This is a genomic window from Oribacterium sp. Sow4_G1_1, assembly GCF_052116105.1.
In the GTDB taxonomy this organism is placed as follows: Bacteria; Bacillota; Clostridia; order Lachnospirales; family Lachnospiraceae; genus Oribacterium.
Genome location: NZ_JBQKLS010000010.1, coordinates 71,909 through 84,578, shown reverse-complemented (window position 1 = coordinate 84,578; position 12,670 = coordinate 71,909). Strand labels below are relative to the sequence as shown.

Sequence of the window (12,670 nt, the reverse complement as noted above, 5' to 3'; positions counted from 1 at the left end):
GTAGTGCAGTGTTGGAAAGGCGAGATTGCGGGAAAAGGATCGGAAAATGAGAACAGATGTAAAACGAATCGCCATTTTCGGTGCCGGCCAGGCAGGCGCGATGGTGCGTACCTGGCTTCCGGCCAGGCAGGAGCTACTGTGTTTTATCGATAATGATAAAGAAAAGCAGGGAAAAATGCCGGATGGGCTGCCTGTGTTAAGTCTCGAGGAAGCGTTACGGCTTCAGCCGGAAGAGATCATCCTCGCGATTCTGAACGCGGAGGCAGAGCGGATGATTCTTAAACAGATCGAAGAGACTGGTTTCACGGGGACCTGTACCTGTCTGGGAAGCATTAGGGAACTGCAGGATGTCCGGCTGTCCGCGCTTCGGTTGCAGGCGCGAGAAATCGAAGCGTGGAAAATACCGGGCGATGTCGCGGAGCTCGGCGTGTACCAGGGGGCGTTTGCCGCAGAGATCAATCGACTGTTTCCGGAGCGAAGGCTCTGGCTCTTCGATACCTTCGAGGGCTTTCATGCGCGCGACCTCGCCATCGAGGCGGAGCGAACCGGCGTGAAGACGCAGCGACGGAGCTTTTCAGATACGACGATAGAGCTCGTTCGAAGCCAGCTGCCGCATCCGGAGATGGCTCGCTTCATAAAGGGGTATTTCCCGGAGAGCCTGGATTTCGAAGTGGTATCCGGAAGCGACGCGGAACAGGGTGGAGGACATGAGAAGATACAGCGAGCTCTGCAGTCATCTGGAAGGAACGTGATGCAGGAGCCCGTGAACGCTATGGCTGCGTGCAGCCGCTCTCATACAGAGCAGCGTAAAGAAAGCAGCGACCCCTGCTTCGCCCTGGTGAGTCTGGATCCGGATCTCTATGAGCCGACGCTCGAGGGGCTTCGCTACTTTTACCCGCGGCTCGCGCCGGGCGGACGCATCCTCATTCACGACTATACGAGCTGTCAGTTCGAAGGTGTGAAGATGGCGGTGGACGAGTACTGCCGCGCACACGAGCTCTTCGTGGTACCGCTCATGGATCTTCATGGAACCGCAGTGCTGGTAAAGCAGGGGAATCCATAATGGCATTGAAAACTGTATCTGACAGGGGAAGCCTTTGTGAAATCAGGAAACTTCCGCGTGGAAGACTGGAATACATTTATCTTCGGAGACGGATATAGATATGTATCATCGCATAGAAGTATGCGTAGTGAGGATGGAAATGCGACGGATCTATCTGGTCCGGCACGGGCTGCCGGAGAAAAGCACAAGTGAAAAAGAATATATCGGTGTGACCGACCTTCCGCTCAGTATGCGTGGACGTGCAGAGGCGCGCCAGCTGGGCAGCTGTTTTTTACAGCACATACAGTCGGTCAATGCAGTCAGGCGCACAGATCGTACCTTCGCGAAGAACAGAATCCACCAGGACGCATCGAGCATCGAGCCCTGGATGGTAGCGGAGCAGCAGGCGAAGCGGAAGCACGCAGATGGTCAGGCAATCGTGCGTGTTCGCATCCTTACGAGCCCGCTGCAGCGCTGTCGTCAGACGGCGGAGGAGATACACCGTGTGCTCTCCGATCGGGGAATCGCGCTTATGGAACCGCACGTGGTCGAGGCACTGCATGAAATCGATCTCGGAGACTGGGAAGGAAAGAGTGTTCGGGAGATCAGGGAACGCTTTCCGGAAGAGTATGAAGCGCGAGGGCATGCGCTCGGAACGTATCATACCCCCGGAGGAGAGAGCTTTCTGGAGGCCGGTGTCCGATTTCAGAAGGCCATCGAGGCAATTCTGAAATTTGCAGATCGAAGCGAGATGGCCGCGGATGGAAAACAGAGTAGCGGTATGGGGAGTGATGGAAACGAAAGTAGTCGTGTGGGTGAAATAGACGCTCGTTCGTCCGATGCGGACGAAGAAGAAATCATCCTCGTCGTCGCGCATGCCGGCGTGATCCGGGCATACCTCAGCCTGCTGATGGGGCGGGATCTCGATCATCTGATGGACATCCCGCTGCCGTACGCCTCGGTCACGGAGCTGGAGGTGGATGGTGAAGCTTTCATCTGCGCAGAGCAAACGAAAGTGTGCGATGGCAGGAGGGGGGACAGCGCAGCAGGGCATGAAGCGGCGGGCATAAGAACCTGCCGTGAGGGTATCTGCGTGGTGCCCGAGGGCATTGGCGTACGCCCGGAAGAGCTGCTGGATGCAGCGGAAATCTCACGGCTGTATCAGAAATACCGGACGCCGCAGCAGGTGATCCGCCATATGCGGAAGGTCGCCGAGGTCGCAGATCGACTGATGGACGGCATGAAGATGTGCGGATCAGAGCTTCGAACAAGCGAAAACATGCAGATGGATGATCCGGGCATCTGTAGGATGGACGTTGGAGAAAAGCCGGCGGTCTCCGGGACGCATACCGATGTTGATGTCTGCGAGAAAGCAGTGATGATGCCCGGGCTGAATCGGGGGCGGGTGATGAAGGCCTGTCTCCTCCATGATCTCTGCCGAGCGGAGAAGGAGCATGCGCGGGTGTCGGCGGAGGCAATCCGACAGGAGGGCTATCCGGCCATCGCGGCGCTCGTCGCGGTGCATCATCAGGCGGCGTACAGCGAGCAGGAGGCACAGGGGCCCCTCACGGAGGCGGAGCTGCTCTTCTATGCGGATAAACGCGTACAGGAGGATGTGCTGGTGTCCGTGGAGGAGCGCTTCCGGGAGAGTCGGAAAAAGTGTCGGTCACCGGAGGCCTGTGCGCATCACGATGCGATGCTCGCGAAGACGTTGGAAATCGAAAAGAAGATCATAAAGAACAGGAGATAAAGTATGAAGCTGATGAAAACAGAAGATGCAGTGGGTCAGATGCTCTGTCATGACATCACACAGATCATCCGGGGCGTGAAGAAGGGACCGGTGTTCCGGAAGGGACATATCATCACGGAGGAGGATGTGCCGGTGCTGCTTTCGGTCGGAAAGGACCATATCTACATCTGGGAGGTCAATGAAACGATGATGCATGAGAACGATGCGGCGATGGTGCTGTACGATCTCTGCAAAAACGAGCATCTGCACCGGAACGAGGATATCAAGGAGGGAAAGATCGAGCTGATCGCGGACTGCGACGGCCTGCTGAAAATCGACATCGCACGACTGCAGCAGGTCAATGCCTATGGCCAGATGATGATCGCCTCCCTCCATAATAACTATCCGGTGAAGAAGGACCAGCATGTGGCCGGGATGCGGATCATCCCGCTGATCATCGAGAAGGAGAAGATGGAAGGCGTACAGAAGCTCGTGGGGGAGCAGCCGCTGTTCCGACTCATGCCATACCAGCATAAGAAGGTGGGCATCGTGACGACGGGCAATGAGGTGTACTACGGACGTATCCAGGATACCTTTACGCCGGTGGTGCAGGCGAAGATCGAGGCCTTCGGTGCCGAGGTGGTCGCCCATGAGTACAGCTCAGATGATCCGGAGATGGAGATCGCGTGCATCGAAAAGGTGCTGGCAGCCGGGGCGGATATGGTGCTCTGCACCGGTGGCATGAGCGTCGATCCGGATGATAAGACACCGTACGCCATCGGAAAGACCGCGGATCGAGTGGTGAGCTATGGTGCGCCGGTGCTGCCGGGCGCGATGTTCATGCTGGCCTATAAGGGGGCGCACGATGAGATCCCGATGCTGGGCCTGCCGGGCTGTGTGATGTATGCGGGGCGGACGATCTTCGACCTGATTCTGCCACGTGTGATGGCCGGGGATATCGTGACGAAAGAAGATATCGACCGACTCGGCGTCGGCGGATACTGCCAGCACTGCGCGAGCTGCACCTTCCCGAACTGCGGATTCGGTGCGTATGCGTGAGCAGGCATACCGGCAGGTAGCCGATTGTTGCTGCAAAACATATCGGGGTGAACGGGGAAATCGAAGAAACAGTCCTGGTGTATGGATCGGCGATCCTGCCGGTGCCGTGCCCCAGAAGAATAGAGGGAGAAACGAAGATGGGAACAGAACTATATGAAGAAATCAGCGGGCTGAATCCGAATTATGAAAACTATATTCTGACGCTGCTGGAGGGCGAGGGCTTCGGCGAGAAGGCGCTGATTTCCAATCGGGAAATCGCATGGATGTCGGACGTGGACGGATTTTTCTCACAGCATGCGGCAGAAGCGGCAGCGGTTTCCGAAAGCGGGATCCTCGACATCGACGGAAAGCGGATCTACGCGGAGCTGCTCGGACACGAGAAGAAGCTCGTCGTCCTGGGGGCGGGGCATGTGTCGATGCCGATCATTAAGATCGGGCGGATGATCGGCTGTCGGGTGACCTGCATCGATGACCGGCCGATGTTTGCGAACAATGCCCGGAGCGCAGGTGCCGATCAGGTAATCTGCGATGAGTTCATGAAGGCCCTGGCGCAGATTCCGGGGGATGGGGATACCTACTTCGTTATCGTGACGCGCGGTCATCGCTGGGATCAGGACTGCCTGCGGGTGATCGCACGGAAGCCACACGCCTACATCGGCCTGATGGGGTCGAAGCGGAGGGTGCGCATCGTGAAGGAGAAGCTTGCAGAAGAGGGCATCCCGCGCGAAGTGCTCGATGCGGTGTATACACCGATCGGTCTCGCCATCGGTGCGGAGACCCCGGAGGAGATCGCGGTATCGGTAATGGCGGAAATCATCGAGGTGAAGAACCAGAAGAAGCGGAACTTCGGTTATCCGAAGGAAATCCTGGATGCCATCCTGGGGGCGAATCCGCATGAGCGTCCGATGGAGGGACGGAAGATCCTCACGACGATCGTGACCCGTAAGGGCTCGGCACCGCGCGAGGTCGGGACGAAGATGCTGATTCTGCCGGACGGGCACTGCATCGGTACCATCGGCGGCGGTTGTGTCGAGGCGGATGTCATGCGACGTGGTCGGGAGATGCTGCTGGATGAGGATCCGAAGCCGATTCTCTACCATGTGGACCTCACGGATGATGCAGCGTCTGAGGAAGGCATGGTCTGCGGTGGCGTGCTGGATATACTGATGGAAGCGATTTAGAGTGATGAAAATCTGTGATGGAAAGAATGCCGGTCGGTTCGATGCCTGTTCTGTCAGAAAATAGAGATGGATTTACAGAGTAGAATGGAAATCATATAAGGACACGGAAACGTGGAATGAGATGAGAAATGAAAGATACATTTGATAGAAGAATCAACTACATGCGGATGTCGATCACGGATCGCTGCAATCTGCGCTGTCGGTACTGCATGCCGAACGGTGTGGGCGATAAGGTGGCGATGAAGGATATCCTTCGTTATGAGGAACTGGTGGAGATCGCGGAGGCGGCGGTTCGCTGCGGTATCAACCGCTTCAAGGTGACGGGTGGCGAACCGCTCGCGCGACGCGGCTGTGCGGACTTCGTCGGTATGCTGAAGCGGATTCCGGGAGTCGAACAGGTGACGATGACGACGAACGGTGTGCTGCTCTCGGAGAATCTGCCGAAGCTGAGCGCCGCCGGTCTGGATGCCGTCAATGTGAGTCTCGATACACTGAAGCCGGCGCGCTTTAAGGACATCACCGGATTCGATGCGCTCGGGCGCGTGAGGAAGGGGATTCAGGAGGCATTGGCCCTCGGCATACCCGTGAAGCTGAACGTCGTGCTGCAGCGGGACAGCAATGCCTCGGAGTGGGCGGACCTCGTCGAGCTCGCGCACGCGCAGCCGATCGATGTGCGCTTCATCGAGATGATGCCGATCGGCTACGGAAAGGACTTCGAGGTCATCTATAACGAGGACCTGCGCGCGGCGCTGATGGCGAGGTATCCGGGGACGGTCGAAGACGTGCGTATTCATGGAAACGGACCGGCGAGCTATCTGCGGCTTCCGGGCTTTCAGGGATCCATCGGCTTCATCAGCGCGATGCATCGAAAGTTCTGTGCACAGTGCAACCGTATCCGTTTGACCTCGACCGGAAAGCTGAAGCCGTGCCTCTGCTATGGCGATACGATCGATATCAAGTCGATTTTCGCTCTGGCGGATGGAGAAGAACGACAGGCACAGCTTCAGCAGGCGATTCAGGAAGCCATCCGGCAGAAGCCGGAGGCGCACTGCTTCGAGGCACGCGCACAGGTGACGGAGCTTCGGGAGATGGTGGAAATCGGTGGTTGAAATGTGTGCTACCGGAGATACGCAGATATGTTTCCGGATGAGTTCATGCATGCATGAATAAGCTGTGAAAACAACGGGTGCGATCATTTTCGCATGAAACATATAAATAGAGGAGGCGTCAAATTGAATAGGAAGGGAAAGGTGCTGGCGGTCTGTACCAGTGCACAGAAGGGAACACAGAAGCAGCCGGTGGATGCGATCACGCTGAAGCCGGACTGGGGCATCGAGGGGGATGCGCATGCCGGACACTGGCACCGGCAGGTGAGTCTGCTGGCGTATGAGAAGATCGAGGAGTTCCGGAAGCGGGGCGCGGATGTGGCGTTCGGTGCATTCGGAGAAAACATCGTGTGTGAGGGCTTCGATCTTCGGACGCTGCCGGTAGGCACGCGCTTCCGGATCGGAGACTGTCTGCTGGAGCTCAGCCAGATCGGCAAGGCCTGCCACAGTCACTGTGAGATCTATAAGGTCGTCGGCGACTGTATCATGCCGCGGGAAGGTGTCTTTACCATCGTTCTCAAGGGCGGTGTCGTGAGGCCGGGTGACGAGATCACGTTGATCGAGGCGGATCCGGAGCGTCCGTTTACGGCAGCGGTGATTACCTTGTCGGATCGTGCGTCGAGGGGCGAATATGAGGATAAATCCGGCCCCCTAATCCGGGACATGCTGGAGGCGGCGGGCTACCAGGTCATGGAGCAGCTGGTGCTTCCGGACGGACGCCCGCGACTCGAGCTGGAGCTCACGCGTCTCGCGGATCAGCGACAGATCAGTGTCATCTTCACGACCGGTGGTACCGGCTTCAGTCTGCGGGATCTGACACCGGAGGCTACGAAGGCGGTATGTGATCGCGAGGTTCCGGGCATCGGGGAGGCGCTTCGGGCCGACAGTCTGAAGTATACGCCGAATGCGATTCTCAGCCGACAGACAGCGGGCATCCGGAAGCAGAGCCTCATCATCAATCTGCCGGGCAGCCCGAAGGCCTGCCGGGAGAACCTCGAATTTCTGCTGAAGCCACTGGCGCATGGGCTCGGCATCCTGCGCGGGACAGCGACGGATTAGTCTGGAAACGAAGGAAAGCAAAGGGCGGGTGCCGCATGTAGGCATTGGCCTGATGTAAGAGCGCGTGCAAGGCTGGACGCGCAGGAACCGAGGCGCGGCGTGACTGCACACCGTAAGATAAGGAGAGTAAGACGATGAGAAGAATGTGTCGTAAAGTAACGGCGGGGGTCATCGCAGCAGCGATGCTGATGGGCGTGAGCGGATGTAGTCCCTCGAAATCGGTGGAGACGACAGCAGCGACGAAGGCCGAGACCACGGCAGCGGAGACCACCGCGGCAGCAACGGAAGCGGCGACGGAAGCAGCAACAGAGGCAGAGGCAGGCGATGAGAAGACGGAGATCCAGGTCTTTATCGCGGCGTCGCTGAACACGGTGATGCAGGACCTCGCGAAAATGTACAACGAGCAGCATCCGGAAGTGACCATCACCTTTAACGCGGATTCCTCCGGAAAGCTGCTCACCCAGATCGAGGAAGGTTACTCCTGCGATGTTTTCTTCTCTGCTGCCCAGAAGCAGATGAATACACTCGATGAGGAGGACAAGCTCGTGGTCGAGGGCACACGGAAGAACGTCGTGAACAACCAGGTCTGCGTCATCACGACGAAGGATTCCGGCACGAAGGTGACGGGCCTTCAGAACATCGGCGAGGCAGCGTCCATCGCGCTTGCGGATGGTTCGGTTCCGGTCGGAAAGTATGCACGTCAGGCCATGGTTAATGCCGGCATGCTTCCGAAGACGGAGGATGTGTCGAAGATCACGACCGAAGAGGTTTCCCAGGCGCTCGGCGGTGTCGAGATCTCCGAGCAGTCGAACGTGTCGAAGGTGCTGGCGGCGGTGACCGAAGGCTCCTGCGAGGTAGGTACGACCTACTACTCCGACACCTATGGCTATGAGGATCAGGTGGTCATCCTCGAGAAGATCCCGTACGATCTGACGGGCAATGTCATCTACCCGATCGCACAGGTGCAGAACGAGGAGGCTGATGACGCCGAGAAGGCAGCCGCACTGGATTTCATCCGCTTCGTGACCTCTGATGATGCGAAGACCGTATTCCAGAACTATTACTTCGATACAGAGGTAGAGTGATGCGCCGAGACCTGCGAAGATCGTGGGATCATGTAGCGTAGCGCCGAAGAAACGTACTCGGGCAGGTGAGGGCGCCCCGGTCGCCCTGTAATTGTCCATCTTCGTTTCGAAACGTACTCGGGCAGGTGAGGGCTCGCCTGTCCGGGGATCGGATTTCATATGATGGATGGGGTTAGTGGCATGCAGCATGTGAAAATCGATCGTGCGTGGATATGAACAGGAGGTAGGAAATGGATGGTTTTATGGCGTTAATGCGGGGCCTGGACTGGAGTCCGCTCTGGATTTCACTGAAGACAGGGATCGTGGCGACGGTTCTCTGCTTTTTCCTCGGGATCTGGGCGGCACGGAAGATCATGCAGCTGCGCCCGTCGATCAAGGCAGTGGTCGATGGCATCCTGACGCTGCCGATGGTACTTCCACCGACGGTGGCCGGTTTCTTCCTCCTGCTGCTGTTCTCGAAGCGGCGTCCGCTCGGCATCTTTCTCTGGGACCACTTCCAGATCAAGGTTGTGCAGAGCTGGCTCGGCTGCATTATCGCGGCGACGGTCATCGCCTTCCCGCTGATGTATCGGAATGCGCGTGCGGCCTTCGAGCTGATCGATGAAAATCTCGTCTATGCCGGACGGACGCTCGGTATGTCGGAGTTCTCCATTTTCTGGAAGATCGTGATGCCGACGGCCGGTCCGGGCATCGCGAGCGGAACGATCCTGACCTTCGCGCGGGCACTCGGTGAGTACGGTGCGACCTCGATGCTGGCGGGCAATATCCCTGGAAAAACGGCGACGATCTCGCAGCGCATCGCGATGGTCATCCAGGACCAGGACTATGGCACGGCGGGCATCTGGGTTACGATCGTACTACTGATCGCCTTTCTCTCGATCTTTCTGATGAATCTGATTTCGGGGAAGACGATCAAAAACGTACATCGCTGGTGAGACCGATACGATAACGCTGTTTACGTCGGTATGCTTCTGTCGGTCGGTATAAGCTTCATCTCACGAGATGAAGCAGAGGCAGTCATATGATGTCATCGTGAAAACAGTAGAAACGGGAGTGAAAATCACGCAGTATGGGAATTTCTGTACACATCCGAAAAGAACTCGGCAGCTTCGGCTTAAACATTGGCTTCGAAGAAGATTCGAAGCGCATCGGGATCCTGGGGGCCTCCGGCTCCGGCAAGAGCATGACGCTGAAGGCCATCGCGGGTATCGTCCACCCGGAGGAGGGGCAGATTCGGCTGAATGAGCGGACGCTCTTCGACAGCGCGCAGAAGGTCGATCTGAAGCCGCAGGAGCGGCGGGTAGGCTATCTGTTTCAGAACTATGCGCTCTTCCCGACCATGACCGTCGAGCAGAATGTGTCGGCGGGGCTCAGGGGCAGCCGTGGCGCGAATGCGGCACGTACGAAGGAGATGATCCGGAAGTTTCAGCTCGAGGGGCTCGAGAAGCGGCTTCCGACGCAGCTCTCCGGCGGACAGCAGCAGCGGGTGGCGCTCGCGCGTATCATGGCGTACCAGCCGGAGGTGATCCTGCTGGATGAGCCGTTTTCCGCGCTCGATGGCTATCTCAAGGACCATATGCAGGAGGAGCTCATCGAGATGCTCGAGGACTACGATGGCACGGTCATCATGGTGTCGCACAGTCGGGATGAAATCTACCGTTTCAGCCAGCGTCTGCTGATCATCGACCGTGGTGAGATCACGAATCATGGTGATACGAAGGAGATCTTCGATCATCCGGTGACGAAGACGGCGGCGATGCTGACCGGCTGCAAGAATTTCTCGGATGTAAAAATCCTCGATGCGCACACGCTGGAAGCGACGAGCTGGGGCATCACCCTGCATGTGGCGCGTGAGCTTTCGGATGAGATTCATTACATCGGCTACCGTGCGCATCAGTTTGAACCGATCTGGGGAGAACGTGAGGAGAACTGCATCGCTTTTCGCCTTTCTTCGAAGGCGGAACTGCAGTTTGAACGGAACTTCTATGTGAAGCCGGAAACAGAGGAATTTCACCGGGACGATATCCTGACCTGGCTCGTGCAGCGCGCCTGCTGGCTGACCATCGAGGAGAAGGGGCTGCCGGACTATCTGAAACTACATGAACGGGATATGCTGTTCCTGAAGTAGATCGTGTTGAAGTTGCGAAGTATGGATGAGTCTGACGACAGAGCGCGCAGACAGATGCGAGGGCCACGATGAGAAGCGGCTACATGAAGCACAGCGTCGTGGAATAAATGAAAGAAGAGGACAGGAGTATGGAAAAAATGGAAGAGATGAAGGAATTCACACACTTCGATGCGCAGGGCAATGCCTACATGGTGGACGTATCCGGGAAGGACATTACAAGCCGGATGGCGATCGCGACGGGGGAAATCAAGGTGACGGAGGAGGTCTTCGCGGCGATTCTCGGAAAAAAGATCAAGAAGGGTGATGTTCTGACGGTAGCCCAGGTCGCCGGTATCATGGGCGCGAAGCGCACATCGGAGCTGATCCCGATGTGCCACATCCTGAACCTGACGAATGCGAAGGTCTGGTTCGAGCTCCATCCGGAAACGACCTCCATCACGGCCTTCTGTCAGGTGAAGACCGAAGGAAAAACCGGCGTCGAGATGGAAGCCCTGACCGGCGTCAATGTCGCCCTGCTTACCATTTATGACATGTGTAAGGCCATCGATAAGCGGATGATCCTCCGGGACATCCACCTCGTCGAAAAGAACGGCGGGAAGAGCGGGGATTTCTACTTTGATGAAAGATGAAACAGGATGTGGATCATGAAAGGAGTTTCGTATCGTGATGGTTGCGGTACGAAGCTCCTTTTCATCCCGCTGAAGAAGGGATGGATGAGAAGAGCTGCAGCAGATCTTCATTTACGGATGAGAGATCAATATGATGAAACGGTGCTCATCATGATGGATGTGCTGAAATCGCCTGGTAGAGGGGCGACTGCTCCCTGAGACAGGCGATGATCGGCTTCATGAGGTCCACGACTTCGTCGACATCTGCGATCGTCGTCTCCGGTCCGATCGTGAGGCGAAGGCTTCCGTAGGCGTCCTCGTGGGGGATGCCGATGGCGGTCAGTACATGACTCGGCTCGAGGGAGCCGCTGGCGCAGGCGGAGCCGGCACTCGCATAGATGTGCTTCTCGTTCAGGAGCAGCAGGAGCGTCTCGCCTTCGATATATTTGAAGCAGACGTTTACGTTATTCGGGAGGCGATGCGTCGGATCACCGTTCAGGCTGGTGTACGGAATCTCGTCGAGCAGGCGCTTTATGAGGTGATCGCGGACGACGCTTTCCTGCGCGATGCGCTGCGCCATGGGGGCGAGGGACGATGCTGCAGCGTGTGCGCCTGCGGTGGATGTGGCGGCGGTATCTGGGCTGGCGCTCGAGCTCATCGGCTGAGGTTTCACACCGCAGGTGAGCGCTGGAACCTGTGTATTCACACCGCAGGCGAGCTCTGCGGCGCGTGCGAAGCCGACGATACCGGCGACATTTTCCGTGCCGGCGCGACGCCCCCGCTCCTGTTCACCGCCATGCAGGAAGCTCGGAAGCTTCACGCCACGGCGCACATAGAGGAAGCCGACGCCCTTCGGGCCGTTCAGCTTGTGACTGCTCGCCGACATGAGGTCGACCTTCAGTTCATCGACATCGAGTGGGATATGGGCGTACGCCTGGACGGCATCCGTATGGAAGAGGATGCGCTGGCCGGTTTCCGCTGCATGCTTCTGAAGGCGCGCACCGATCTCTGCGATCGGCTCGAGGGTGCCGATTTCGTTGTTCGCCACCATGATGCTGACGAGCAGCGTATCCGGACGGATCGCCGCCATCACCGCATCCGGATCGACATGGCCCTCATGGTCGACCGGAAGATAGGTCACATCGAAGCCCCGCTTCTCGAGATACGCGCAGGTATGGAGGATCGCGTGATGCTCGATCTGGTCGGTGATGATATGACCGCACTTCATCGATGCTTTACTGCTGCACCGGTATTTCTGGTCGACTGCGGCTGCAGTAGCCTGCGGCTGCAGAGTTTTCGAAAGCTGTTCACGTCCAGCCTCGCATGTGCTGATCAGCGCCCAGTTGTCCGACTCGGTGCCGCCGCTCGTGAAGTAAATTTCAGATGGTTTCGCGCCGATGGTGGTCGCGATGGTACGACGACTGCGCTCGATCGCCGCCTTCGCGCGCTGGCCATAGGTGTAGACGGTGGAAGCATTGCCATACTCCGTGGTGAGGTAGGGCATCATCGCCTCCAGTGCTTCTTTCGAAAGCGGCGTGGTCGCCGCATGATCCATGTAATAATCCTTCATTCTGGCCTCTTCTAATCTAAGCCCTCGAGCGACAATGCATGTCGGAGGGTGATGTGGTTTTTATCTGCTTCGGATATATGCCCTCGGATGACATATGCAAATT

General features: G+C 57.5%; 11 protein-coding genes. 10 read left to right on the top strand and 1 reads right to left on the bottom strand.

Annotated features, from left to right (window positions below):
- The first annotated feature begins 46 nt into the window (after nucleotides 1-46).
- The 10 genes from ACTQ52_RS07850 to moaC all read left to right on the top strand — a co-directional run bounded on the left by ACTQ52_RS07850 (nucleotide 47) and on the right by moaC (nucleotide 11,018).
- Entirely contained in the window at nucleotides 47-1,063 is a 1,017-nt protein-coding gene (locus ACTQ52_RS07850) for a TylF/MycF/NovP-related O-methyltransferase (RefSeq protein ID WP_441982273.1), read from the top strand.
- 139 nt (nucleotides 1,064-1,202) lie between these two features.
- The gene (locus ACTQ52_RS07845) at nucleotides 1,203-2,792 is read left to right on the top strand and encodes a histidine phosphatase family protein (protein WP_441982272.1); all 1,590 of its coding nucleotides are present in this window, start codon (nucleotides 1,203-1,205) and stop codon (nucleotides 2,790-2,792) included.
- 3 nt (nucleotides 2,793-2,795) lie between these two features.
- Nucleotides 2,796-3,830 (top strand): molybdopterin-binding protein, encoded by a 1,035-nt coding sequence (locus ACTQ52_RS07840; protein ID WP_441982271.1) that lies wholly within the window; start codon nucleotides 2,796-2,798, stop codon nucleotides 3,828-3,830.
- 137 nt (nucleotides 3,831-3,967) lie between these two features.
- Complete coding sequence (locus ACTQ52_RS07835; RefSeq protein ID WP_441982270.1) at nucleotides 3,968-5,011, top strand: XdhC family protein; 1,044 nt, start codon at nucleotides 3,968-3,970, stop codon at nucleotides 5,009-5,011.
- Nucleotides 5,012-5,139: 128 nt separating this feature from the next.
- Entirely contained in the window at nucleotides 5,140-6,120 is a 981-nt protein-coding gene (moaA, locus tag ACTQ52_RS07830; RefSeq protein WP_441982269.1) for a GTP 3',8-cyclase MoaA, read from the top strand.
- A gap of 123 nt (nucleotides 6,121-6,243) precedes the next feature.
- On the top strand, nucleotides 6,244-7,176 hold the full coding sequence (gene mog, locus ACTQ52_RS07825; RefSeq protein ID WP_441982268.1) for a molybdopterin adenylyltransferase: 933 nt from the start codon (nucleotides 6,244-6,246) through the stop codon (nucleotides 7,174-7,176).
- Between the two features lie 143 nt (nucleotides 7,177-7,319).
- On the top strand, nucleotides 7,320-8,261 hold the full coding sequence (gene modA / locus ACTQ52_RS07820) for a molybdate ABC transporter substrate-binding protein (protein ID WP_441982299.1): 942 nt from the start codon (nucleotides 7,320-7,322) through the stop codon (nucleotides 8,259-8,261).
- A 230-nt stretch (nucleotides 8,262-8,491) separates the two neighbouring features.
- Nucleotides 8,492-9,196, top strand: a complete 705-nt coding sequence (gene modB / locus ACTQ52_RS07815; protein WP_441982267.1) for a molybdate ABC transporter permease subunit — start codon at nucleotides 8,492-8,494, stop codon at nucleotides 9,194-9,196.
- 134 nt (nucleotides 9,197-9,330) lie between these two features.
- Complete coding sequence (locus tag ACTQ52_RS07810) at nucleotides 9,331-10,389, top strand: sulfate/molybdate ABC transporter ATP-binding protein (protein WP_441982266.1); 1,059 nt, start codon at nucleotides 9,331-9,333, stop codon at nucleotides 10,387-10,389.
- A gap of 128 nt (nucleotides 10,390-10,517) precedes the next feature.
- Nucleotides 10,518-11,018: a cyclic pyranopterin monophosphate synthase MoaC gene (gene moaC, locus ACTQ52_RS07805; protein WP_441982265.1), complete on the top strand. Its 501-nt coding sequence runs from the start codon at nucleotides 10,518-10,520 to the stop codon at nucleotides 11,016-11,018.
- Nucleotides 11,019-11,166: 148 nt separating this feature from the next.
- On the opposite strand, the gene ACTQ52_RS07800 is transcribed toward moaC, so the two are convergent.
- Entirely contained in the window at nucleotides 11,167-12,567 is a 1,401-nt protein-coding gene (locus ACTQ52_RS07800; protein WP_441982264.1) for a cysteine desulfurase family protein, read from the bottom strand.
- Between the last annotated feature and the right edge of the window lie 103 nt (nucleotides 12,568-12,670).

Excerpts from the sequence above, each read along its gene's own strand:
- ACTQ52_RS07800 (WP_441982264.1), bottom strand. The coding sequence starts at position 12,567 with ATGAAGGATTATTACATGGATCATGCGGCGACCACGCCGCTTTCGAAA.
- moaA (WP_441982269.1), top strand. The coding sequence starts at position 5,140 with ATGAAAGATACATTTGATAGAAGAATCAACTACATGCGGATGTCGATC.
- ACTQ52_RS07840 (WP_441982271.1), top strand. The coding sequence starts at position 2,796 with ATGAAGCTGATGAAAACAGAAGATGCAGTGGGTCAGATGCTCTGTCAT.
- ACTQ52_RS07835 (WP_441982270.1), top strand. The coding sequence starts at position 3,968 with ATGGGAACAGAACTATATGAAGAAATCAGCGGGCTGAATCCGAATTAT.
- ACTQ52_RS07850 (WP_441982273.1), top strand. The coding sequence starts at position 47 with ATGAGAACAGATGTAAAACGAATCGCCATTTTCGGTGCCGGCCAGGCA.
- modA (WP_441982299.1), top strand. The coding sequence starts at position 7,320 with ATGTGTCGTAAAGTAACGGCGGGGGTCATCGCAGCAGCGATGCTGATG.
- modB (WP_441982267.1), top strand. The coding sequence starts at position 8,492 with ATGGATGGTTTTATGGCGTTAATGCGGGGCCTGGACTGGAGTCCGCTC.
- moaC (WP_441982265.1), top strand. The coding sequence starts at position 10,518 with ATGGAAAAAATGGAAGAGATGAAGGAATTCACACACTTCGATGCGCAG.
- ACTQ52_RS07810 (WP_441982266.1), top strand. The coding sequence starts at position 9,331 with ATGGGAATTTCTGTACACATCCGAAAAGAACTCGGCAGCTTCGGCTTA.
- ACTQ52_RS07845 (WP_441982272.1), top strand. The coding sequence starts at position 1,203 with ATGCGACGGATCTATCTGGTCCGGCACGGGCTGCCGGAGAAAAGCACA.